Origin of the sequence: Prevotella sp. RM4 (genome assembly GCF_000701965.1) — a bacterium.
GTDB lineage: Bacteria > Bacteroidota > Bacteroidia > Bacteroidales > Bacteroidaceae > Prevotella > Prevotella ruminicola.
This window is the reverse complement of record NZ_JNKG01000016.1, coordinates 56,710-80,280: the sequence shown is the minus strand read 5'-3', so window position 1 is coordinate 80,280 and position 23,571 is coordinate 56,710. Positions and strand designations below refer to the sequence as shown.

18 protein-coding genes are annotated in these 23,571 nt (G+C 50.0%); 10 read left to right on the top strand and 8 right to left on the bottom strand.

Annotated elements, in window-relative coordinates; genetic code table 11:
• The first annotated feature begins 213 nt into the window (after window positions 1-213).
• The 8 genes from rplU to mnmE all read left to right on the top strand — a co-directional run bounded on the left by rplU (window position 214) and on the right by mnmE (window position 8,870).
• Complete coding sequence (rplU, locus tag T499_RS0113100) at window positions 214-531, top strand: 50S ribosomal protein L21 (RefSeq protein WP_013063597.1); 318 nt, start codon at window positions 214-216, stop codon at window positions 529-531.
• 21 nt (window positions 532-552) lie between these two features.
• Window positions 553-816: a 50S ribosomal protein L27 gene (gene rpmA / locus T499_RS0113095; RefSeq protein WP_013064241.1), complete on the top strand. Its 264-nt coding sequence runs from the start codon at window positions 553-555 to the stop codon at window positions 814-816.
• A gap of 166 nt (window positions 817-982) precedes the next feature.
• The gene (gene serS, locus T499_RS0113090; RefSeq protein WP_013065156.1) at window positions 983-2,302 is read left to right on the top strand and encodes a serine--tRNA ligase; all 1,320 of its coding nucleotides are present in this window, start codon (window positions 983-985) and stop codon (window positions 2,300-2,302) included.
• Between the two features lie 20 nt (window positions 2,303-2,322).
• Window positions 2,323-4,683: a bifunctional dihydroorotate dehydrogenase B NAD binding subunit/NADPH-dependent glutamate synthase gene (locus T499_RS0113085; RefSeq protein ID WP_013063141.1), complete on the top strand. Its 2,361-nt coding sequence runs from the start codon at window positions 2,323-2,325 to the stop codon at window positions 4,681-4,683.
• Window positions 4,670-5,470, top strand: a complete 801-nt coding sequence (locus T499_RS0113080; protein WP_033151338.1) for a tRNA 2-thiocytidine biosynthesis TtcA family protein — start codon at window positions 4,670-4,672, stop codon at window positions 5,468-5,470. The genes T499_RS0113085 and T499_RS0113080 overlap by 14 nt, the downstream gene beginning before the upstream one ends.
• Window positions 5,471-5,473: 3 nt before the next feature.
• Window positions 5,474-6,604, top strand: a complete 1,131-nt coding sequence (locus T499_RS0113075) for a hypothetical protein (protein WP_157054618.1) — start codon at window positions 5,474-5,476, stop codon at window positions 6,602-6,604.
• 12 nt (window positions 6,605-6,616) lie between these two features.
• Window positions 6,617-7,489 carry a nucleoside phosphorylase gene (locus T499_RS0113070; RefSeq protein ID WP_013064290.1) on the top strand — a complete coding sequence of 291 codons (873 nt, stop codon included), beginning with the start codon at window positions 6,617-6,619 and terminating at the stop codon, window positions 7,487-7,489.
• Window positions 7,490-7,523: 34 nt separating this feature from the next.
• The gene (gene mnmE, locus T499_RS0113065; RefSeq protein WP_033151337.1) at window positions 7,524-8,870 is read left to right on the top strand and encodes a tRNA uridine-5-carboxymethylaminomethyl(34) synthesis GTPase MnmE; all 1,347 of its coding nucleotides are present in this window, start codon (window positions 7,524-7,526) and stop codon (window positions 8,868-8,870) included.
• 10 nt (window positions 8,871-8,880) lie between these two features.
• Here the strand turns inward: mnmE and T499_RS0113060 are convergent, their stop codons facing one another.
• The 4 genes from T499_RS0113060 to ettA all read right to left on the bottom strand — a co-directional run bounded on the left by T499_RS0113060 (window position 8,881) and on the right by ettA (window position 17,530).
• Window positions 8,881-10,209: a uracil-xanthine permease family protein gene (locus tag T499_RS0113060; protein WP_139294883.1), complete on the bottom strand. Its 1,329-nt coding sequence runs from the start codon at window positions 10,207-10,209 to the stop codon at window positions 8,881-8,883.
• A gap of 493 nt (window positions 10,210-10,702) precedes the next feature.
• On the bottom strand, window positions 10,703-13,516 hold the full coding sequence (locus T499_RS0113055) for a glycoside hydrolase family 2 TIM barrel-domain containing protein (protein WP_033151336.1): 2,814 nt from the start codon (window positions 13,514-13,516) through the stop codon (window positions 10,703-10,705).
• A 1-nt stretch (window position 13,517) separates the two neighbouring features.
• Complete coding sequence (locus T499_RS0113050) at window positions 13,518-15,803, bottom strand: glycoside hydrolase family 2 TIM barrel-domain containing protein (protein ID WP_033151335.1); 2,286 nt, start codon at window positions 15,801-15,803, stop codon at window positions 13,518-13,520.
• Window positions 15,804-15,832: 29 nt separating this feature from the next.
• Entirely contained in the window at window positions 15,833-17,530 is a 1,698-nt protein-coding gene (ettA, locus tag T499_RS0113045) for an energy-dependent translational throttle protein EttA (RefSeq protein ID WP_033151334.1), read from the bottom strand.
• Window positions 17,531-17,666: 136 nt separating this feature from the next.
• Between ettA and T499_RS0113040 the strand changes: the two genes are divergently transcribed.
• Window positions 17,667-17,972, top strand: coding sequence for a Dabb family protein (locus T499_RS0113040; protein ID WP_013065314.1), 306 nt, complete (start codon window positions 17,667-17,669; stop codon window positions 17,970-17,972).
• On the opposite strand, the gene T499_RS0113035 is transcribed toward T499_RS0113040, so the two are convergent.
• Window positions 17,969-18,913: a D-2-hydroxyacid dehydrogenase gene (locus T499_RS0113035; protein ID WP_033151333.1), complete on the bottom strand. Its 945-nt coding sequence runs from the start codon at window positions 18,911-18,913 to the stop codon at window positions 17,969-17,971. The genes T499_RS0113040 and T499_RS0113035 overlap by 4 nt on opposite strands.
• Window positions 18,914-18,989: 76 nt before the next feature.
• Between T499_RS0113035 and T499_RS0113030 the strand changes: the two genes are divergently transcribed.
• A complete protein-coding gene (locus tag T499_RS0113030) occupies window positions 18,990-19,520 on the top strand; it encodes a hypothetical protein (protein WP_033151332.1) in 531 nt (176 codons plus the stop codon).
• Between the two features lie 82 nt (window positions 19,521-19,602).
• Here T499_RS0113030 and T499_RS0113025 read toward each other — a convergent pair whose 3' ends face one another.
• The 3 genes from T499_RS0113025 to T499_RS0113015 form a co-directional block, all read right to left on the bottom strand.
• A complete protein-coding gene (locus T499_RS0113025) occupies window positions 19,603-20,619 on the bottom strand; it encodes a GGGtGRT protein (RefSeq protein WP_013063070.1) in 1,017 nt (338 codons plus the stop codon).
• A gap of 15 nt (window positions 20,620-20,634) precedes the next feature.
• Window positions 20,635-21,336: an iron-sulfur cluster assembly scaffold protein gene (locus T499_RS0113020; RefSeq protein WP_013065322.1), complete on the bottom strand. Its 702-nt coding sequence runs from the start codon at window positions 21,334-21,336 to the stop codon at window positions 20,635-20,637.
• A gap of 129 nt (window positions 21,337-21,465) precedes the next feature.
• Window positions 21,466-23,556 (bottom strand): M3 family metallopeptidase, encoded by a 2,091-nt coding sequence (locus tag T499_RS0113015; protein WP_033151331.1) that lies wholly within the window; start codon window positions 23,554-23,556, stop codon window positions 21,466-21,468.
• Between the last annotated feature and the right edge of the window lie 15 nt (window positions 23,557-23,571).

The window sequence follows — 23,571 nt, the reverse complement described above, 5'->3', positions numbered from 1 at the left end:
GGAGCGATCGCTTGCGAAAGTCATTGCTCTTTTTTTTACCCCTACCCGAAAGGTTAATTTTTCATAAATAATAATAAACTATCAACTATAAACTATCAACTATCAATTAAAATATGTACCTTTGCACCCCGTTAGAGTCCGTTGGGGCAGAGTTAAGTGTGTACGAACGTATGCCGCCTCGCGGAAAAACCCCTAAATACAAATAAAAAGCAAATGTACGCAATTGTAGAAATTCAGGGTCAGCAGTTCAAGGCCGAGCAGGGCAAGAAGCTCTTCGTGCACCACATCAAGGATGTTGAGGCAGGCAAGACTGTTGAATTTGACAAGGTACTGCTCGTAGATGCTGACGGTGCAGTAAAGGTAGGCGCTCCCACCGTAGACGGAGCAAAAGTAGTGTGTGAAGTAGTGAACCCACTCGTAAAGGGTGACAAGGTCATCGTTTTCAAGATGAAGCGTCGTAAGGACTATCGCGTTCGCAACGGTCATCGTGAGCAGTTCACAGAAGTAGTAATCAAGTCGGTAATCGCTTAAAAACGTAGGAGGAACAACATTATGGCACATAAAAAAGGTGTAGGTAGTTCTAAGAACGGTCGTGAGAGCGCAGCTCAGCGACTTGGCATCAAGATCTTCGGTGGTCAGCAGTGCGTTGCTGGTAACATCATCGTTCGCCAGCGTGGTACAAAGCACAATCCTGGTAACAACGTTGCCATCGGTAAGGACGACACTCTCTACGCTCTCGTAGATGGTACCGTAAACTTCCACAAGGGCAAGTACAACAAGAGCGTTGTATCAGTAATTCCAAACGCTGAGGCCTAAGAGAATTATTAAGAAACACTTATTCCAAACAAACAACAGGATCCCGCACTCCGCAAGGAGTAGCGGGATTTCTGCTTTTTTTAGCTTATTTCTTTGGCTATTTAACCGATTATTTGTACCTTTGCGCCTTAGATAAAGAATATAAACTAATAAATACGTATTTAAGATGTTAACACTCAAACTCATCAATGAGGAAACAGAACGCGTAATTCGCGGATTGGAGAAGAAACACTTCGCCGGCGCCAAGGAGGCTATCGACAATGTACTGGCCGTTGACAAGCAGCGTCGCGAAGCTCAGCAGGAACTTGATAAATGCCTGAACGAGCAGAAGCAGCTCTCAGGACAGATAGGCCGTCTGATGAAGGAAGGCAAGAAGGACGAGGCCGAGCAGGTAAAGGCTCAGGTGGCTCAGCTCAAGGAGAAGTCAAAGGAGCTCGACGAGACTATGGCTAAGGCTCAGGAGGAGATGACCACTCTGCTGTGCCAGATTCCTAATATCCCTTACGACGAGGTTCCCGAGGGCAAGGTAGCTGAGGATAACCACGTAGTAAAGAGCAACCTGAAGGAGTGCACCGCTAACGACACCGTTGGCAACTGGGACGTTAACCCATCACTTGGTATCGCTAATCCCCTGCCCCACTGGGAGCTGGCCAAGAAATATAACCTCATCGACTTTGATCTGGGCGTAAAGATCACTGGTGCCGGATTCCCCGTTTATATCGGTAAGGGTGCCCGTCTGCAGCGTGCCCTCATCAACTTCTTCCTCGACGAGGCCCGTAAGAGCGGCTACACCGAGATTATGCCTCCTACAGTAGTTAATGCTGCATCAGGCTACGGTACAGGTCAGCTGCCCGATAAGGAGGGACAGATGTACCACTGCGAGGTTGATGACTTCTATCTCATCCCAACAGCCGAGGTACCTGTAACAAACATCTATCGCGACGTGATCCTCGACGAGAAGGATCTGCCTATCAAGAACTGTGCTTACACAGAGTGCTTCCGTCGTGAGGCTGGCTCATACGGTAAGGACGTTCGCGGACTGAACCGTTTGCACGAGTTCTCGAAGATTGAGATTGTACGTATCGATAAGCCCGAGCACTCAAAGGAGAGCCACAAGGAGATGCTGGAACACGTTGAAGGCCTGCTCAAGAAGTTAGAGCTTCCCTATCGTATTCTGCTGCTTTGCGGTGGCGATCAGAGCTTTACAAGCGCTATCTGCTACGACTTCGAGGTTTACTCAGAGGCTCAGGGACGCTGGCTCGAGGTATCAAGTGTATCTAACTTCGACACCTACCAGGCTAACCGCTTGAAGTGCCGCTATCGTAACAGCGAGACCAAGAAGACCGAGCTGTGCCACACACTGAACGGATCGGCTTTGGCTCTGCCTCGTATCGTGGCTGCCCTGCTGGAGAACAATCAGACCGAAAACGGTATCAAGATCCCAGCAGCACTCGTACCCTACATGGGTTGCGACATGATTGATTAATCAACAACTTACAAATACTTATGAACAAAATCGTTAGAAAAGAGCAGTTCTCTGAGAAAGTATTTCTCTTCGAGATCGAAGCTCCACTGATTGCAAAGAGCCGTAAAGCCGGTAACTTTGTGATTGTGCGCGTAGGCAAGAAGGGTGAGCGCATGCCGCTGACCATCGCTGGCGCAGACATCGAGAAGGGTACCATCACACTGGTTGTACAGATGGTGGGACTCTCATCTAAAAAACTCTGTGCCCTGAATGTGGGCGACTATGTGACCGACGTGGTTGGTCCATTAGGTAACCCCACAAAGATTGAGAACTACGGAACGGTAGTTTGCGCAGGTGGTGGACTGGGCGTTGCTCCTATGCTGCCCATCATCCAGGCCCTGAAGGCTGCTGGCAACCGTGTGCTCTCAGTAATGGCAGGTCGCTCAAAGGACCTGATTATCCTTGAGGATAAGGTACGCGAAAGTTCTGACGAAGTAATCATTATGACCGATGACGGTAGCTACGGCGAAAAGGGCGTAGTAACCGTTGGTATCGAGAAATTCATTGAGCAGGAGCCACACGTGGATAAGGTATTCGCCATCGGACCTCCAATCATGATGAAGTTCTCGAACCTCACCGCTCAGAAGCACAACATTCCTTGCGAAGTTAGCCTGAACACCATTATGGTTGACGGAACAGGTATGTGTGGCGCATGCCGACTCACTATCGGAGGCAAGACCAAGTTTGTTTGTATCGACGGTCCTGAATTTGATGGTGCTCTGGTTGACTGGGACGAGATGTTTAAGCGTATGGGCACCTTTAAGCGCGAAGAGCAGGAGGAGCTGGCCCACTACGAGGAGCATCTGGACAGTCTGAACGCCGAGGAGAAAGCCGAGGCTAAAGGTACCGACATCAAGATGGACAGCGATCCTACCAACGATCCCATCGAGGTGCTGACCGACCGCAACGCTGCTTGGCGCGATGAGCTCAGAAAGAGCATGAAACCAAAAGAGCGCACTCAGATTGAGCGCGTGATTATGCCTGAGCTCGACCCCGTTTATCGTGCTACCACACGTACCGAGGAGGTAAACATCGGACTTACCAAGGAGATGGCAATGACCGAGGCTAAGCGCTGTCTGGACTGCGCCAAGCCAACTTGTGTTGAGGGCTGTCCTGTAAACATCAACATCCCATCGTTCATCAAGAACATCGAGCGCGGTCAGTTCCTGGCTGCTGCTAAGGTGCTGAAGAACACCTCTGCCCTGCCCGCTGTGTGCGGACGTGTTTGTCCTCAGGAGAAGCAGTGCGAGAGCAAGTGTATCCACCTGAAGATGAACGAGCCCGCTGTAGCCATCGGCTACCTGGAGCGTTTCGCAGCTGACTATGAGCGCGAGAGCGGCAACATCAGTCTGCCTGAGATTGCACCAGCCAACGGTATGAAGATTGCCGTAGTTGGTTCGGGTCCTGCCGGACTGAGCTTTGCTGGCGATATGGTGAAGAAAGGTTATGATGTATATGTATTTGAGGCATTGCACGAAATCGGTGGTGTGCTGAAGTACGGTATCCCCGAGTTCCGTCTGCCAAATAAGATTGTAGATGTAGAAATCGAGAATCTGGCTAAGATGGGCGTTCACTTCCAGACCGACGTGATTGTGGGTAAGACCATCAGCGTAGAGCAGCTTGAGGCTCAGGGCTTCAAGGGCATCTTCGTTGGTTCGGGAGCCGGACTGCCAAACTTCATGAATATCCCTGGCGAGAACAGCATCAACATCATGTCATCAAACGAGTACCTTACCCGTGTGAACCTGATGGATGCCGCCAACCCCAAGACCGATACCCCACTGAACCCCGCCAAGAGCGTACTGGTTGTAGGTGGTGGTAACACCGCTATGGACTCTTGTCGTACAGCCAAGCGTCTGGGTGCCGATGTTACTTTGGTATATCGTCGTAGTGAGGTTGAGATGCCAGCCCGACTGGAAGAGGTGAAGCATGCTAAGGAAGAGGGCATTAAGTTCCTCACCCTGCATAATCCTATCGAGTATATTGCCGACGAGACGGGTGCCGTTAAGCAGGCCGTTCTGCAGGTGATGGAGCTGGGCGAGCCCGATGCATCAGGTCGCCGCAGTCCTGTTCCCGTTGAGGGTAAGACCGTAACACTCGATGTTGATCAGGTGATTGTGGCCGTTGGCGTATCACCAAACCCACTGGTACCAAAGAGTATCGAGGGCTTGGAGCTGGGCCGCAAGAACACCATCGCTGTGAGCGAGGAGATGCAGTCGTCTCGTGCTGAGATCTTCGCTGGTGGCGACATCGTGCGTGGTGGTGCAACAGTCATCCTCGCTATGGGTGATGGCCGTCGTGCTGCATTGAATATGGATAAGCATCTGCGTGGAGAAGCTTAATCAAGATAAAGAGAGCCATCGCCTCTGGCATCGTCTCAATGAGCGTTTTGTCAAGGCGATGGCTACTTATCATCTGATAGAAGATGATGACCGCATACTCGTGGGCCTATCGGGCGGTAAGGACTCGCTCCTGTTGCTCGAAATGCTGGCCAAGCGCTCGCGCATACAGCACCCACGTTTTACGGTAGAGGCCTTGCACGTTAGGATGGCAAACATCCACTACGAGACCGACACCAGCTACCTGCAGCAGTTCTGCGACAACCTGGGCGTAAAGCTCCACGTGCTAACTACTAGTTTTGAGGTTACCGATGAGGAAATCGCGAGCAATGAGAACCTAAAGTTCAAAGCTCAAAGCTCAAAGTTCAAAAGAAAGCAAAAGACGCCCTGTTTCCTGTGCTCATGGAACCGCCGCAAGCAGATGTTTAATCTGGCGCAGGAATTAGACTGCAACAAGATTGCCTTAGGGCATCATCAGGACGACCTGCTGCACACGGCATTAATGAATCTCACCTTCCAAGGCCGATTCGACACCATGCCCGCCCTACTCAGGATGCGCAAGATGCCACTCGCCATCATCCGTCCGCTGTGTATGATCGAGGAGAAAGACATCAAGCAATACGCTGAGTTGCAGGGGTATCAGAAACAGCAGAAACTCTGTCCCTACGAGACCCACTCGCATCGCGCCGACATCAAGCACATCTACGATGCTATCGAGCAGATGAACCCTGAAGCCCGCTACAGCATGTGGAACGCGCTGAACGCTGACAACAAACTAATAGAAGAATAAGATATGAACCTGAGAAAGATTACGATACTTGCATTGGCCGTACTGCTGTCGCTCCCGATGGCAGCACAGAAACGTAAACGTGTAAAGCCCAAAGCAAAGCCCGTGCCTGTGATCGAAGAGCTACAGGAGGATCCACGCATCACCAATATGCGCGAGATGACACAGCAAATTGTGATTATCGACAGTATCGTAACCGATAAGGAGCAGTTCTTGGCTTCAATCCGACTCTCATCCGAATCGGGTAAGCTGATGCCTACGGGCACCTTCTTCAACAATCAGCAGCAGGGTTGCCTTTACATCAACGAGATGGGTAACAAGGTGTACTTCAGTCAGCCTGTCGACACGCTGCAGCAGCTCTTCACATCCGACAAACTGGGTAACGAATGGAGCCGTGCGCAGCGCCTTACTGGTATCAGCGAGGGCATCAGCGAGGCCTCCTACCCCTTTATGCTTGCCGATGGCGTAACCTTCTACTTTGCCGGTAAGGGCGAAGAGAGTATTGGTGGCTACGACATCTTTGTGACACGCTACGACTCGCGTAGTGGTTCATTCCTGAAACCCGAGAATATCGGTATGCCTTTCAACTCTGAGGCCAACGACTACATGTACGCTATCGACGAAACCAACCGTATCGGTTACTTCGCCAGCGATCGTCGCCAGCCTGAGGGCAAGGTATGTATCTATATCTTCGTGCCATCAGAGACACGTAAGACTTACGATGGCGCCGTGTATTCAGAAGAGCAGATCCGTAATCTGGCTGATATCACCAGCATTGCTGATACCTGGGGCGATGGCGCTGAGCGTCAGGCTGCCCTCGAGCGTATCAAGCAGAAATACGCCGCTGGCACATCAGTCGAAAAAACAAACAACAAAGGTAAAGCGACAGTAAACTTCCAATCGAAAGAAGCCAAATCGCTCTACCCTGAGCTGGTGGAACAGCAGAGCAAGCTGGATACCGCCAACGCACGCCTGGCCCAGTTGCGCCAGCAGTATCACACAGCCAACACCAACGGTAGAAAAGTGCTGAAGAACGAGATTCTGAAGCTCGAAGCCGAGGTGGTAGAGTTGAACGCCAACGTAAAACAGTTGGATAAAGCAATCCGTAATGCAGAAATTAAAAGTAAAATTAAATAATACATACAGTCTATGAAGAAGAATTTTCCAGAATCAGAACTGATTATCAATGCCGATGGTTCATGTTTCCATCTGCATCTGAAGCCAGAACAGCTGGCCGACAAGGTGGTGCTGGTAGGCGATCCAGCCAGAGTAGACACCGTTGCAGCTCACTTCGACTCAAAGGAGTGTGAGGTTAGCAGTCGCGAGTTCCACACCATCACAGGTATGTATAAAGGCAAACGCATCACTGTACAGAGTCACGGTATCGGTTGCGACAATATTGATATCGTAGCCAACGAGCTCGACACGCTCGCCAACATCGATTATAACACCCGCGAGGAGAAAGCCGAGCATCGCACCCTCACCATGGTACGTATCGGTACCTGTGGCGGTTTGCAGCCCAACACCCCTACCGGATGTTTCGTAGCCAGCGTAAAGAGCATTGGTTTTGATGGTTTGCTGAACTACTATGCCGACCGTAATAAGGTGTGCGACCTGAAGCTTGAAGAGGCTTTTAAGCAGCACATGAACTGGAACCCCATCAAGGGTGCTCCTTACGTATCGGTAGCCGATGCTGAGCTTATCGACCGCATTGCAAAGGACGATATGGTTCGTGGTTATACTATCTCGTGTGGCGGATTCTACGGTCCTCAGGGTCGCGTGCTGCGTGCTAACATCGAGGATCCCAAGCAGAACGAGAAGATTGAGAGCTTTGAGTATGATGGCTTGAAGATCTGCAACTTCGAGATGGAGTCATCAGCCCTCGCCGGTATGGCATCGCTGCTGGGTCATCGTGCTATGACCTGCTGCATGGTTATCGCCAACCGCTACGCCCAGAAGATGAACACCGAGTACAAGAACAGCATCGATACCCTTATCGAAAAAGTTCTCGACCGCATCTAATGTTTAATCTTTAATGTTTAATCTTTAACGTTTAATGTCGGTCGACACAATTTGCGCACTCGCTACCGCCCCTGGCGGAGCAATAGGAATAGTAAGAATCTCAGGTAACGAAACACTTGAGATTCTTTCCCGTGTATTTACCAAGGACCTCACAAACGCCCATCCCAACACCATTCATTATGGGCATATCAAGAACGGCGAAGAGACGATTGACGAGGTTCTGGTAAGCGTATTCCGTGCCCCCCACTCTTATACGGGCGAAGAAAGCGCAGAGATTTCGTGTCACGGTTCACGTTATATCCTGAATAAGGTGTTAGCCTTGCTGATAGCCAATGGTTGTCGCCAGGCGGGCCCAGGTGAGTTTACACAGCGTGCTTATCTGAACGGCAAGATGGACCTCTCGCAGGCCGAAGCTGTAGCCGATCTGATAGCCTCAACCAATCAGGCTACCCACCAGATAGCAATGAGTCAGCTGCGTGGTCATTTTTCATCCAAGCTGGCCCAACTGCGCGAACAGCTGCTCAAGCTCACCTCACTCTTAGAGCTCGAGCTTGATTTCTCCGATCACGAGGATTTGGAGTTTGCCGACCGCAGCGAGCTGATGGATTTAACGAAAACGATTGACAATCACATTACCCGCTTGGCCAAAAGCTTCGAAACAGGTCAGGCACTTAAGCAAGGTATCCCTGTGGCCATTGTGGGCAAGACCAACGTGGGAAAATCTACCCTTCTGAATCGCTTATTGAAGGATGATCGCGCTATTGTGAGCGACGTTCATGGTACCACCCGTGATACCATCGAGGACACCATCGACATCAACGGTATCACCTTCCGCTTTATCGATACAGCAGGTATCCGACAGACCCAGGACGAGGTAGAACAGATAGGTATTACCCGCACATATGCCGCTATCGACAAGGCCCGCATCGTGCTTTGGCTGATTGACGCAGAACCTTCAACAGAAGAAATTAACGATATAATACAACACACTGAAAACAAGAAACTTATCGTTATCAAAAATAAAGCCGACAAGGCGGATAACAATAGTTACAAACTGTTAAATCGTCCATTTATCACCATCAGTGCTAAGTTTGGTACCGGTATCGAAGAGTTAGAGCAAGCCATCTACGAGGCAGCTAATATTCCTGCCCTAACCGAGAACGATATCATTGTTACCAACGCCCGTCATTACGACGCTTTGGTGCGTGCTCACGACAACATCCAACGCGTGATCGACGGTCTCCAAATGCAACTTAGCGGAGACCTTCTGAGTGAAGATCTCCGCCAAGCCCTTGACACCCTCGCCGAAATCACCGGCGGTCAAATCACCCCCAACGAAGTTTTAGGAAATATCTTTAAAAACTTCTGCGTGGGAAAGTGATTCTTGGGTTTTATTTCTTTTCCTTACCGTGAACGCTCTTAATCTTCATGCCTAACTTACCAGGCAGGACGGCGTTAAGACCTACGCCTACGATAGCCGAGAGGGCTAAGCCTGAGAAGTGGATAGGACCGAAGCTTACGTTATCGTCGGCACCGTATTTCACGCCGATGGCGATAACCAGAATCAAAGCAGCCACAAACACATTACGTGAAGAGTTGAAATCTACGCTATCCTCAACCAGGTTACGAACACCCACAGCCGAGATCATACCGTAGAGAATCAAGCTTACACCACCGATGGTAGCAGCAGGCATCAAGCCAATCAAGCAAGCGAACTTAGGACAGAACGACAGCAGGATGGCAAAGACAGCAGCCAGACGAATCACAGCGGGGTCGAACACCTTAGTAAGGTTCAGCACGCCGGTATTCTCGCCGTAAGTGGTGTTAGCAGGCGCACCAAACAGCGATGCAAAAGCAGTAGCCAGTCCGTCGCCCATCAGCGTACGGTGCAAACCGGGTTCCTTCAGGAAGTCCTTACCTACAGTAGAAGAGATAGCACACATATCACCGATGTGCTCCATGATGGTAGCGATGGCGATAGGCATGATGGCGATGATAGTAGAAATCAGGAACGTGGTATCCATATTATCCCACACAGCCAGCGCGGTCTGCTCCTTGCTGAAAGGCAAGCCAATCCAGTCGGCCTCGCCCAGCGAAGTAAAATCAACCTCGCCCATTGCAACGGCAACGCTATAGCTTACTACCACACCCAGCAGAATTGGAATAATCTTGATGATGCCCTTACCATAAATGCTGGCAACAATCACCGTTACAAGTGCTACGAGTGCCAATGGCCAGTTGGTGGTACAGTTCTGAATAGCGCTACCCGAGAGCACCAAGCCAATAGCAATAATCATAGGACCAGTAACCAAAGGTGGGAAGAAATGCAACACTCTCTCGATGCCAAACGACTTGATGAGTCCGGCCATCACGAAATAGCACAAACCGGCAAAGAGCACGCCGATACAGGCATAATCCAAAGCCAGCGTCTCGCTCATTCCCTGCTCTACGCCCAGTGCCTTCACCGACAGATAGCCGCCCAGGAAGGCAAACGATGAGCCAAGGAAAGCAGGCACCTTAAACTTGCTGATAGCATGGAACACCAATGTGCCGATACCCGCAAACAGCAAGGTCGACGACACTGACAAACCGGTTAACACAGGCACCAACACAGTGGCACCAAACATCGCAAACAAATGTTGTACACCCAAAATAATGTATTTTGGCATGCCCAGTTCTCTGGCATCAAAGATGCCCTCTTTTTCTTCTATCTGATTCATCTAAGTGAGAAATTTTATAAAATCGTGCAAATATACAAAAAATCCACAATACTCTCATGATTTTCCCCATTTTTATTTTTACCGAAAGAACTGTTTTCGCACACAATTTAGCTGTGTTCGCACACAATAGCTTGATGTATATCAAAAGAAATGCATTTTATTGCAAAAAGTATATCATTTTTATTGTATGGTAACGAAAATCGCCGTACCTTTGCATCGTCAAAAAGATACAGAGGTATTAGTTAGGTAATATAGATTGATTTAGGTTTTTATTTAGAGTTAATAGTTAGTTAGAATTTGGTTTTAGGTTTATTAGTTAAATTGGAGATAGGTATTTCTAAGGTGTTAGAAAAGATTTGTTAGTAAGGATAACAAAGACGCAGTGGTGACACTCCGTTTTTTCTCAGAAAAAGGTTTTTAGTTATTCATAGATTGTTGGTGCCGCCCTCGAGTCGTTGATGACTCTCGAGCGGCTTTTTTATGCACCAACAAACTAAATACAAGTTAGAATGAACGCATAGTGATATGGTTTGTTACCATCAATGGTGTATTGGGGCAGTGTGCGGCGCCCCCAGGTGTCGATGCCACCAACACCATGAATATTCAAATCGATATTGAGATTTACAAACTGCCCACGCTGAATTTCATACGGATGACGAGCCGCCTCAAGGTTTTCCTCACCATAATCCCAGGCACGAATGCAGAGTGGTTGTAATCCATCAATACGCAATGTGTTAGAACCATTAGATATACAGAACCAACGCACATCAGTACGGCATCCATTGTCTTGAGGACGTATGTATTCGGTTTCGAATTGTGACAATGGCATCTGATAAAGACCGAGGAAAGCACTCCGTTTGCGATCAGGATAGTTTTCCCAGGGTCCACGACCATAATACGCTATATTTGTCATATCAGCTGCCAAACGCATACGCATGCCCAACTTTGGTATAATTGGGCGATTTGTTTCTGTGGGCTGATAGTCAACATCAACAAGAATGCTACGCTCATTAAGCACGGTGTAACGCACCTTCACATCTTTTACCTCTTTCCACATAGCTACACGCCCCGCAAAACCAGCGGCATGCTGATTGTCATTTTCTGGTTTCCAGAAATATGGTTCGAGGGGGGCTTGCAGCACTTCGCGCCCATCTATCATCCATGACGTGAGTGCGTTACCACGGATGGTAATGCCATTACCTGCAACAAGAGAATCAGAAGGAGTCACTACTGGTTTCGGGAACACATAAGGCGAAAGCACAAACTGCTCACTGGCTACCACAAATCCTTTCTGAGCCCAAGGCATATCCTGACGCAAATGCGCAGCCACATTCAACAGTCGTTCACCATCAATCACGATAGTATCACACGTGATGTCGTACTCACTCACATCAGTAAAACTGTCACGATTGATAATATGAATGCTATCCCCTTGTAACACAAACTGCAAAGGTTGATACACATGTTGTACCTCATAGTAATGTGGATGTGGCGTACGGTCGGGTGCCAGCAAACCATTGATACAGAAGGCATCTAAGTTTGGTTTATCACCAAAGTCGCCTCCATAAGCCCAGAACTTCTTATCCCCATCTTTCTTAACGAGTCCCTGGTCCACCCAATCCCAAATGGCAGCGCCACAGATACTTGAGTCGGCATATATCACATCCCAGTACTCCTGCAGGTTACCCACGGAGTTACCCATGGCGTGGGCATATTCGCGTGCTATCAGCGGTTTCTCAGTTTCTTTGATAGCCTCACTGCGCAGTTCGTCGGGTGCAGGATAACCAAAGTCGTGCAGAGCGGAGTAGCGTGGATGACAATCGTAGAAAGGCAGGCGTGTAGAGTCAAGCTCGCACACCTTGTCATACATTGCCTGAATATTAGGACCTACCCCACCCTCATTTCCAAGACTCCAAAGGATGACGCATGGATGATTGAAGTCACGTTTCACCAACGATTCTGCGCGATCCACATGTGCCTGCTTCCAAGCCTCATCATGCCCCATCTCTTCGTTGGCATAGCCATAGCCATGACTCTCCTGATTAGCCTCGTCCATCACATAGAGCCCCCATCTATCGCAGAGTTCATAAAGATATTCGCGATCAGGATAGTGCGACGTACGCAGAAAATTAATATTGGCCTGCTTCATCAGTCGAATGTCCGTCTCATAGGTAGCATCATCTACATAGCGCCCTGTGATAGGATGATGGTCATGACGATTCACGCCGCGCAACTTTACATTCTTGCCGTTGATTTTGAAAACCTCTCCAACGGTTTCTACCCGTTTCACTCCCAGATGATAATCAAAATGCTCAACCACGTTACCCTTCTTATCTACGAGTTCAACGCTAAACGGATAGAGATGAGGCTTCTCAGCCGACCACAAACGGGGATGATCTATCAGGTGCGAAAGCTTAACATGCATGATATCGCCTGCCCCCAGCGTTTTCAGAGCCCCATCGATGGTATGTCCATCCAACTTCAGCACAGCCTTCATATTTTTAGCCACTGAGCGACCGCTATTACAAACGGCAATATCAGCAGTCACACTGGCTTGAGAAAAATGTCGGTTAGGAACAGCCGTTACATGGTAGTCGGCAATATGCACCAAGGGGCGCACCCACAACTGCACCTCACGGAAGATGCCAGAAAGGCGCCACATATCCTGATCTTCCAGATAACTGCCATCGCACCAACGATAAACCTCGACAGCCAGTTTGTTCTCACCTTCATGCAGATACTGCGTCACATCAAACTCGGCCGGCGACATGGAATTCTGACTATAGCCCACCTGCTTTCCATTCAACCAAACATACATCGCCGAATGGACACCACCGAAATGCAGAATAAGATTCTGTGATAGCATTGCTTTAGTGACGTTGATATAGGTAACATAGGAGCCTACAGGATTGCGGTTCTCATAGGCCGTCCAGTCACGTGGCGGTTCACTTGTCACACTGGGCCGATCACGCTTAAAAGGATAGTCTATATTAGTATAGATAGGTGTGCCAAAGCCCTGGGTCTGCCAGTTGCCAGGCACCTTGATTTTATCCCATGCGCTCACATCGAAATGCTCCGCATAAAAGTCAACCGGTCTCTCCTCTGGTTTGCGGCTCCAATGGAAGAACCACTCACCATCCAGACTCACAATCTCCTTGCACTCATGCCACCTAGAAGGTAACTGCAAAGTAGCATGATAAGGCAATTTATTGATACCAAGAACAGCAGGGTTCTCCCAATCACGAGATGTCTGCGCCTGACCATCAACAGCCAGCGCCAACATCAATGCGAAAAAAATTCTTTTCATTCTAATTGATGCTAGTAGTAGCTACAGGCAGACTACTCTTCACACTCACCTGCACCTTACCCTTCTTATGGGTGCTACGTACCACGATGATGGCACGACCTTTAAAAGTAGTGGCGCGTGGCGATGTCTTTATTTCGCGGTCCTTCAGGTCGGCAGAGGCAAAAGCCATCAGCGTGGCCTGGCCCTTTACAATAGCCTCGCAGGAGATAGCAGCATCAGGACATACCCTACCCTCTTTATCCACCACCTCGACGGTGATATAGGCCAGCGACTGCCCGTCGGCAGTCAACTTGGTGCGGTCGGCTGTCAGGCGCAGACGGGCAGGCTCACCGGCAGTGGCCAGCGTAACAGTCTCATCACCAGCCTCAGCCCGCAAGGTGCCAGCCTCGTAAGGCAACGTAAACACAGCCTTAAACTCTGTATCGCGGCTCACCTTCTTCGTGCCCACCAGTTGGTCGTTCAGATAGAGTTTCACCTCGGGCGCCTTGGTATATACCTCTACATCGATGGGCTTACCTTCCCAGCCAGCCCAGTTCCAGCTCTCCCATGTGGGCCATACGCTCCAAGAGGTTTCATATATCTTACCATGATAGCCATTGGGCTCCTTCACTGCCATGTAGAGTGGTTCATTATCATTCCACAGCATACTGCGGTAATGGCTGATGGGGCGACGCCAGCCGGTCATATCCACATCACCGCAGCAGGCGCCGTGCCAATCGGGTTGTCCGCCTTCGGCATAGCTCTCGCCTGGGCGCTCACCCTCATAGTAGTAGCGCCCGATGCCCGACTCTCCCAGATAGTCGAGACCTGTCCATACCATATCACCAATCACATAAGGATAATCATGCACGGTAGCCCAGTTGCGGAAAGCCCCACGTGGATAGCTCTCAGTCTGCCACATCACGCGCTTGGGGTCGCGCTTATGGTCAGTAGCATGCTTGAATATCATGTAGTTATAGCCTGCAATATCCAGCACCTCAAAGTGTGGGTCGTAAATCTCCCAATCGCGATCCCAGGCACAGAGGGCCTCGGTCACAGGACGTGTCTTGTCGCACTCCAGCACAGCAGCCTTCAACTTTCGAGCAGTGGTTACCACAGCTATCTCCTTGCGCTCTATCACCTCGTTGCCGATGCTCCATGAGATGATGCTGGGGTGATTGCGGTCGCGCATCACCATGGCATGGATATCCTCACGATAGCATGAATCGATGAGTGTAGAATAGTCATAGGGTTTCTTGGCTGTGCGCCAACCATCGAAAGCCTCTCCGATAACCAGCATACCCAACGAGTCGCAGGCATCCAGGAAAGCACGTGTTGTGGGGTTATGACTGGTACGAATCAGATTGAACCCGGCAGCCTTCATCAGGCGCACCTTACGTATCTCTGCGTCATCGAAAGCCATGGCTCCTATCACACCGTCGTCGTGGTGCACGCAGGCACCATTCAACAGCATGGGCTTGCCGTTAAGCACAAATCCTTTCTCAGTATCGTAGCTGAACGAGCGCACGCCAAATTTTGTTGAGCATGGAGAATTCTGTGTTGAGAGCTTAGTGTTAACAGTATAGAGATAGGGATCCTGGGGTGACCAGAGATGGGGATTCTGGATGGTATAGCTAAAGCATACCGACTTACTCTCGCCTGCCTGGAGCTCCACCTGCTGTTGCTTGCCTTCCACTTCTACAATGGCCTGACCGGCGTTAGCAGCCTCGTTCTGCACCGTCACTTCTACATTCACTGTGGCTTCTTTAGTCGATATGTTGCTCGTGGTAACAAACACGCCGTTCTCGGCGATGTGCAGGAGTGGCATCGTCTGCAGCCACACGTGACGATAAATACCAGAACCAGAATACCAGCGACAGTTCACCTGCTGACTATTATCAACCTTCACCACCACTTCATTCAGGCGCTTGTCCTTATATAAATAAGGTGTCACATCCACGGTGAAGGGGGTATAGCCATAGGCATGCTGCCCAGCTTTCTGTCCATTCACAAACACCTCGGCACGCTGATACACACCCTCGAAGTGTAATTTCACCAACTCACCCTTAGGAGTAGCAAAAGCCTTACGATACTCCCCCTTGCCAGCGGGGAACCATCCGCCGTCGGTACCCGTGGCACCGGTTTCAGGATTAGAGGCATACGAGATGTCCCAATCGTGAGGTAGGTTTACACTGATGATCTTGCCATCGTGGCTGAAATGCCAGCCATTGTCGAATAGTTGCTGTGTCTGTGCCTGGGCACCCATACAGGCTCCCAACAGCACAGCACATAAAGTTAGTTTTTTCATTTTAAGTTATTGTTTTTTAAATAAAAGAATTACTCTTCCATCAGTTTACGGTATCGGGCGCGTTTAGGCTCCTCTAAGCCTAAGCGCTGGGCCTTGTTACTCTCGTACTCGCTGTAGTTACCCTCGAAGTAGAACACATTTCCTTCGCCCTCGAAAGCCAGGATGTGTGTACAGATACGATCCAGGAACCAACGGTCGTGACTGATGATAACAGCACAACCGGCAAAAGCCTCCAGACCTTCCTCGAGCGCACGCAGGGTGTTTACGTCAATATCGTTGGTAGGCTCGTCGAGCAACAGCACGTTGCCTTCCTGCTTCAGCGCGATGGCCAGATGCAGACGGTTACGCTCACCTCCCGACAGTACGCCGCATTTCTTCTCCTGATCGGCACCACTGAAGTTGAATCGGCTCAGATAGGCGCGCACATTCACGTCCTTGCCCCCCATGCGGATAGTCTCATTACCCTGACTCACTACTTCATATACCGATTTGTTTGGGTCGATATCTTTATGCTGCTGATCCACATAGCTCAACTTCACTGTTTCGCCTACTGAGAACTGACCTGCATCGGGCTGATCCAACCCCATGATGAGTCGGAACAGCGTGGTTTTACCCGCACCGTTAGGACCAATCACACCCACAATACCATTGGGTGGCAGATTGAAGTTCAGATCGGTAAACAATGTTTTCTCGGGGAACGACTTTGCTACATGCTCAGCCTCGATCACCTTATTACCCAAACGAGGTCCGTTAGGAATAAAGATTTCCAGCTTCTCTTCCTTCTGCTTCTGCTCCTCGTTCAGCATCATCTCGTACGAGTTCAGACGGGCTTTACCCTTAGCGTGACGGGCCTTAGGCGCCATACGTACCCACTCCAACTCGCGCTCCAGAGTCTTGCGACGCTTCGAAGCCGATTTCTCTTCCTGTGCCAAACGCTGACTCTTCTGCTCCAGCCAGCTTGAGTAGTTACCCTTCCAGGGGATACCCTCGCCGCGATCCAGTTCCAGAATCCACTCAGCCACATCATCCAGGAAGTAACGGTCGTGCGTAACGGCAATCACCGTACCCTCGTACTGCTGCAGGTGCTGCTCCAACCAATCGATACTCTCAGCATCGAGATGGTTGGTAGGCTCATCGAGCAACAACACATCAGGCTTCTGCAGCAACAAGCGGCACAAAGCCACACGGCGGCGCTCACCACCCGAGAGGTTCTTCACGCTCCAATCACCAGGAGGACAGTTCAGCGCAGCCATCGCGCGATCCAGCTTCGAGTCCATATTCCAGGCATCGGTAGCGTCGATGATATCCTGCAGTTCAGCCTGACGCTGCATCAGCTTATCCATCTTATCGGCATCCTCGTAATATTCTGGTAATCCGAACTTTACGTTTATCTCGTCGTACTCGGCCAGCGCATCGTACACGTGCTGCACGCCTTCCATCACGTTCTCCTTTACCGTTTTCTCCTCGTTCAAAGGTGGTTCCTGTGGCAGATAACCCACGCTGTAGCCTGGGCTCCACACCACGTTTCCCTGATACTGCTGATCCAGTCCGGCGATAATCTTCATCAACGTAGATTTACCGGCACCATTCAAACCGATGATACCAATCTTAGCGCCATAGAAAAAGCTCAGGTAGATGTTTTTGAGTACTTGTTTCTGATTTTGCTGGATAGTTTTGCTCACGCCAACCATCGAGAAAATCACTTTCTTGTCGTCAACTGTTGCCATATTGATTTATTGATTTTTGTTATTTGGCGCAAATTTACTAAAAATCCTTGAATTGTGCTTTGTTTTCGGCAAATTTCTTTGCCAAACAGATTATTTTGCCTATTTTTGCACCTAACAAACATTAATTATTTAGGTTATGGTAAAGCATATTATTCTTTGGACATTGAATCCAGAACTGAGTGAAGAGGAGAAGCAGACCGTTAAGGCAGGTATCAAGGCTGGTCTTGAGGGATTGGTAGGTAAGGTACCCGGACTGCTTGATGTTAAGGTTCATATCGATGGCCGTCTGGCTTCATCAAATGCCGACGTGATGCTCGACAGCACGCTCGAAAGCGAAGAAGCGCTGAAGGGCTATGCCGTTCACCCCGAGCATGTAGCCGTAGCCAACGGTAAGGTTCGTCCTTACACCGTTCAGCGCTCCTGCCTCGATTTCGAGATCTAAACCATATTCTGTGGTTTTCCGCTAATAAAGCAACGTACATTTTCGGTTGCTACCTGTATCAGTCGCACTCTTGCTTCGGTGCTTGCCCAAGCAATGTGCGGCGTGATATAAGCGTTGGGCTGCTTCTGCAGTTTATTATCGGCAGCAGGCGGTTCAACGGTCATCACATCAGCACAGAAGGCACCCAGTCGGTTTTCTTCCAGCGCTTCAGCCACAGCATCGTCGTCAATCAGCGGTCCGCGACCGGTATTAATCAGGATGGCCGATGGCTTCATCTTCTTCAGACTCTCTTTATTAATAAGGTGACGCGTGCTGTCGGTTAACGGACAGTGCAGCGACAGCACATCGCTGGTAGCCAACAACTCATCCAGATTTACTTTCTCGATACCGGCAGGCAGCACCTCTTTACTGCTCAGCGCCTTTACCTTCATACCGAAAGCCAGCGCAATCTGGGCCACACGCATACCGATATTTCCCAAACCTACAATGCCGAATGTCTTACCGGCCAGCTCGGTCAGTGGGGCATCCCAGTAGCAGAAGTCCTTACTCCTACTCCACTTGCCCTCGCGGTTCTGCTGGGCATAATGCTCTGTTCGGTTAGTTACCGTAAGCAGATGCGAGAACACCATCTGTGCCACGCTCTCGGTGCTGTAAGCCGGCACGTTGGTTACCACAATGTCGCGCTCGTGTGCCGCCTTGATATCCACCACGTTGTAGCCTGTTGCCAGCACGCCGATATACTTCAGCTTGGGCAACTGTGCCATCACCTCGCTGGTTATCAGCACCTTGTTGGTTAACACCACGTCGGCCTCGGCCGCACGTACTACCGTCTCCTGGGGCGCCGTACGCTCATACACCGTAACATCGCCCAACTTCTCCAGCTCGTTCCACGACAAATCGCCAGGATTAGCTGTGTACCCGTCAAGAATTACTATTTTCATTGTTGTGTTAGAATTTGGTGCAAAGATACAATTTTTTTTTGTAATTTGCCAGAAAAGAATTAATTTTGCACCCGAAATGGAAAAATTTGAAGAACAATTACGTAATGATCTGCACCAGTTTCTGCAGAGTTTGAACGAGGTAGATGAGCGCCTGCCCGAGTGCCCCGATGTAGAAGACAAGTGGGAGGAGATAGCCAAGGCTTATATCCCCGATGGCATTCGCGAGTTCCAGGCTTATCCTTCGGCCTCGTTGGGTTGGATGATGTATATCGGTCTGGCCGTAGCCAAGATGTGGGATACCGAATGGGAGATCTACTCGAAGGTAGAAGACCTGTATGCTTACATGCGCGACAAGCGCGGCTACGATGCGATGGACGAATACATCCGTGAGGAAGTGCTCCTGCTGCAGGGCGACGATTACAGCGCTCTTGAAAAACTTACCGGCGAGTGCGCCCAGCGTGTTTACAACGCACTGATGCACCAGCACCTGGAGCCCGGCACCAAAGAGGCTTTCAACGGTTATGTGAGCTGTCTGCACCAGCTTTACCTGATGGGAGCCGCCATTCAGCTTAAGCGCATGGGTTATCACATGACCAAGGTGCAGTAAGCCCTGCGCCCGCTTGCTGATAACAACAAAAAATAAGCCCCGCCGATTGGCGAGGCTTTTTAATTATATCTCAAGAAATGATTTATTTCTTGTTCAGGGCGAGGTCGATAGCAACTGCTACAGAAACAGTAGCACCTACCATTGGGTTGTTACCCATACCCAGGAATCCCATCATCTCAACGTGTGCAGGTACTGATGAAGAACCAGCGAACTGAGCGTCAGAGTGCATACGACCCATGGTGTCGGTCATACCGTAAGAAGCAGGACCAGCAGCCATGTTATCTGGGTGCAGAGTACGACCGGTACCACCACCAGAAGCTACTGAGAAGTAAGGCTTACCAGCGAGTACGCGCTCCTTCTTGTAAGTACCAGCTACTGGGTGCTGGAAACGTGTTGGGTTTGTAGAGTTACCAGTGATTGATACGTCTACGTTCTCCTTCCACAGGATAGCTACACCCTCACGTACGTCGTCAGCGCCATAGCACTTAACCTTCAGACGGCTAGGATTGTTACCGTAAGGAACCTCCTTAACCACGTTCAGATCACCAGTGAAGTAATCGAACTTAGTCTGTACGTATGTGAAACCGTTGATACGGCTGATGATCTGAGCAGCGTCCTTACCAAGACCGTTCAGGATAACGCGCAGAGGATTCTTACGAACCTTGTTAGCCATCTCAGCAATCTTGATAGCACCCTCAGCAGCAGCGAAGCTCTCGTGACCAGCGAGGAAAGCGAAGCACTCAGTCTCCTCACGGAGCAGACGAGCGGCGAGGTTACCGTGACCGATACCTACCTTACGATCGTCGGCTACTGATCCGGGGATACAGAAGCTCTGCAGACCGATACCGATGGCCTCAGCAGCCTCGGCAGCAGTCTTAACGCCCTTCTTGATGGCGATAGCAGCACCACAAACATATGCCCATTTAGCGTTCTCGAAGCAGATCAGCTGTGTGTCCTCACACATCTGATATGGATCGATACCAGCCTTTTCACAAATCTCATTGGCCTCCTCGATAGAGTTGATGCCATTCTCCTTCAGAGCAGCAAGAACCTGGTTGATACGGCGCTCCTGACTCTCAAACTGTACTTTTCTAATCATTGTCGTATCCTCCTATTATTCTTTACGTGGATCAATTGCCTTAACTGCACCCTGCTCCTCGGTTGTACGACCGTAAGAACCAGTGAACTTCTTCATAGCCTCGTTGGCGTCCATACCGTTCTTGATGGCCTCCATCATCTTGCCGAGGTGTACATACTCGTAACCGCAAACCTCGTTGTTAGCGTCGAGGTACTGCTTTGTGATGTAACCCTCAGTGAGCTCGAGGTAACGTGTACCCTTAGCAACGGTGCCATAAAGTGTACCAGTCTGTGAGCGAAGACCCTTACCGAGGTCCTCAAGACCAGCGCCGATAGCCAGACCGCCCTCAGAGAAAGCACTCTGTGTACGTCCGTAAACAATCTGCAGGAAGAGCTCGCGCATAGCGGTGTTGATAGCATCGCAAACGAGGTCGGTGTTCAGAGCCTCGAGGATGGTCTTACCAGGCAGAATCTCAGAAGCCATAGCAGCTGAGTGAGTCATACCAGTACATCCGATGGTCTCAACAAGAGCCTCCTGGATTACACCGTCCTTAACGTTCAGGCTCAGCTTGCAGGCACCCTGCTGAGGTGCGCACCAGCCAATACCGTGGGTGTAACCAGAAATTTCCTTGATTTCCTTTACTGCTACCCATTTGCCCTCCTCGGGGATAGGTGCAGGTCCATGGTAAGCGCCCTTACAAACGCTACACATGTTCTCCACTTCTTTTGAATAAATCATTGATAATAAAACATTTAAATGTTAAACAACTTAATATATCCTTCTTTTTGACCTACAAAATTACTCCAATTATTTGATATTACCATTTTTAGGGTCTATCATTTAGGAATTATTAACCAACTAGCAGGTTTACAGACCTCTATACTTCAGGAAACCCGAAGCGTCGGGATTCTTCATGCCAGTAAAGTCGGTAAACATTTCCATCTGGTCCTTGGTGTTACCGCGGCTCAGCACCTTCATTCGGAAGGCATCGCCGGTCTCGGGTTTCAAGGCGCCCAACTTCTCAAAGGTATCGGCCACGTTGCAGGCCAGCACCTCGGTCCACAGATAGCTGTAGTAGCCGGCAGCATAACCTCCGCCCCAAACGTGGTTGAAGTAAGAAGTGCTGTAGCGTGGTGGAATCTGGGTATCGTAAAGACCGATCTTCTTCAGCGCGTCGATTTCGAACTGCGCAGCGTCGTCGGCTGTAGGTATCTCGTTTACTGAAAGATGGTGCCAAGCCAGATCCAGACAAGTAGCAGCCAGGTTCTCGCCCAGGGCGTAGGCTGTTTGGAAGTTAATGCTCTTCAGCATCTTCTCCTTCAGGTCGGCAGGCATAGGCTCACCGGTAACAGTGTGCTTGGCGTAGTGGTCGAAGATCTCAGGAATCGAGGCAAAGCTCTCGTTAAACTGCGATGGCATCTCCACAAAGTCGCGAGCCACAGCGGTACCGCTCAGGGTGTTGTAATAACAGTTAGAGAGCATACCGTGCAGGGCGTGACCAAACTCATGGAACAGTGTTGTTACCTCGTCCCAGGTAATCAGCGTGGGCTGACCCTCGGGAGCCTTGGCATAGTTGGTTACATTATATATAATAGGCAACTGCTGGCGCAAGCCGCTCTGCTTGGCAAAAGCGCTCATCCAGGCACCGCCGCGCTTGGTGGGGCGGCGATAAGGATCGCTATAGAACAAAGCCAGCATTTTTCCATTCTTATCGCGTACCTCAAACACCTTCATGTCGGGGTGATAAGTAGGCACATCCTTGCGCTGTACGAAGTTCAAACCGTAAACACGATGAGCTGCGTAGAACACACCGTTCACAATCACGCTGTCGATGTTAAAGTAAGGCTTTACTTCGTCGTCGCTCAGGTTAAGCATCTCCTGCTTCATCTTAGCCGAATAGTAGAAACGGTCGTAAGGCTGCAGCTTGAAGTTGGGTCCCATCTCCTTGCGGGCAAACTCCTCGATGGCCTTGGTCTCGGCCTGGGCCTTTGGTGTGTACTCAGCAATCAGCTGCTTCAGGAAGTTGTACACATTGTCAGAGTTTTTAGCCATCGTACGCTCCAGCGAGTACGAGGCGTAGTTCTTATAACCCATCAGCTCGGCCTTCTCGGCGCGCAGCTTAGCAATCTCAACTACCAGGGGGAAGGTGTTGTACTGATCAGAGCCGTCGGCACGATGACGTGAAGCCTCGAACACACGGCGACGCAGATCGCGGTTTTCCAAGCTGCTCAGGATAGCCTGCTGGGTAGTGTTTACTATCACGATGGCGTAAGGAGCCTTACCTCCACGAGTCTCGGCATCCTTCTTGCACTGGGCAATATCAGCATCGCTCAATCCCTTCAGCTCGTCCTTGCTATACACCCAAACCACAGCGTTATTGGTAGCAGCGGGCAGCATGTCGCCCCACTGCTGCTGCAGCTCCGATATACGCATATTAATCTGCATCATGCGCTCCATCTTGGCATCATCCAGCAGAGCACCCGAACGTACAAAACCCTTATATACCACCTCGGTCAGGCGCTTATCCTCGCCCTTCAGGCTCTTGTACTCGTTGTCGTAAACATATTTCACACGCTTAAACAGTGCCTTGTTGAACGAGATCTCGTTCTCCAGCTCAGTCAGCAGCGGTGTCGACTTCTTCTCAGCCTCGGCAATGGCGGGCGTCTTGTGTGCGCTGGCCAGTCCCTCGGCTACGTTCAGCCATTTGTCAAGCTCCAGTCCGCTCTTCTCCAACGCCAGGATGGTGTTCTTGAAGGTAGGCTTCTGCTTGTTGCTTACAATCTTGTTGATCTCCTGTCGCTTCAGCTTGATAGCCTTCTCGATGGCAGGCAGGTAGTCGGTTTCCTTAATCTTGCTAAAATCGGGTGCGCCCTTAGGCAGTCCGTCAGCGGCAAAAGTTGGCAGCATCACAGCTGCGATACTCATCGTCATGAGTGTTCTTTTAAAATTCATATCCATTAATGTTAGTTTATA

Excerpts from the sequence above, each read along its gene's own strand:
- rplU (WP_013063597.1), top strand. The coding sequence starts at position 214 with ATGTACGCAATTGTAGAAATTCAGGGTCAGCAGTTCAAGGCCGAGCAG.
- rpmA (WP_013064241.1), top strand. The coding sequence starts at position 553 with ATGGCACATAAAAAAGGTGTAGGTAGTTCTAAGAACGGTCGTGAGAGC.
- serS (WP_013065156.1), top strand. The coding sequence starts at position 983 with ATGTTAACACTCAAACTCATCAATGAGGAAACAGAACGCGTAATTCGC.
- T499_RS0113085 (WP_013063141.1), top strand. The coding sequence starts at position 2,323 with ATGAACAAAATCGTTAGAAAAGAGCAGTTCTCTGAGAAAGTATTTCTC.
- T499_RS0113075 (WP_157054618.1), top strand. The coding sequence starts at position 5,474 with ATGAACCTGAGAAAGATTACGATACTTGCATTGGCCGTACTGCTGTCG.
- T499_RS0113070 (WP_013064290.1), top strand. The coding sequence starts at position 6,617 with ATGAAGAAGAATTTTCCAGAATCAGAACTGATTATCAATGCCGATGGT.
- mnmE (WP_033151337.1), top strand. The coding sequence starts at position 7,524 with ATGTCGGTCGACACAATTTGCGCACTCGCTACCGCCCCTGGCGGAGCA.
- T499_RS0113060 (WP_139294883.1), bottom strand. The coding sequence starts at position 10,209 with ATGAATCAGATAGAAGAAAAAGAGGGCATCTTTGATGCCAGAGAACTG.
- T499_RS0113055 (WP_033151336.1), bottom strand. The coding sequence starts at position 13,516 with ATGAAAAGAATTTTTTTCGCATTGATGTTGGCGCTGGCTGTTGATGGT.
- T499_RS0113050 (WP_033151335.1), bottom strand. The coding sequence starts at position 15,803 with ATGAAAAAACTAACTTTATGTGCTGTGCTGTTGGGAGCCTGTATGGGT.
- ettA (WP_033151334.1), bottom strand. The coding sequence starts at position 17,530 with ATGGCAACAGTTGACGACAAGAAAGTGATTTTCTCGATGGTTGGCGTG.
- T499_RS0113040 (WP_013065314.1), top strand. The coding sequence starts at position 17,667 with ATGGTAAAGCATATTATTCTTTGGACATTGAATCCAGAACTGAGTGAA.
- T499_RS0113035 (WP_033151333.1), bottom strand. The coding sequence starts at position 18,913 with ATGAAAATAGTAATTCTTGACGGGTACACAGCTAATCCTGGCGATTTG.
- T499_RS0113030 (WP_033151332.1), top strand. The coding sequence starts at position 18,990 with ATGGAAAAATTTGAAGAACAATTACGTAATGATCTGCACCAGTTTCTG.
- T499_RS0113025 (WP_013063070.1), bottom strand. The coding sequence starts at position 20,619 with ATGATTAGAAAAGTACAGTTTGAGAGTCAGGAGCGCCGTATCAACCAG.
- T499_RS0113020 (WP_013065322.1), bottom strand. The coding sequence starts at position 21,336 with ATGATTTATTCAAAAGAAGTGGAGAACATGTGTAGCGTTTGTAAGGGC.
- T499_RS0113015 (WP_033151331.1), bottom strand. The coding sequence starts at position 23,556 with ATGGATATGAATTTTAAAAGAACACTCATGACGATGAGTATCGCAGCT.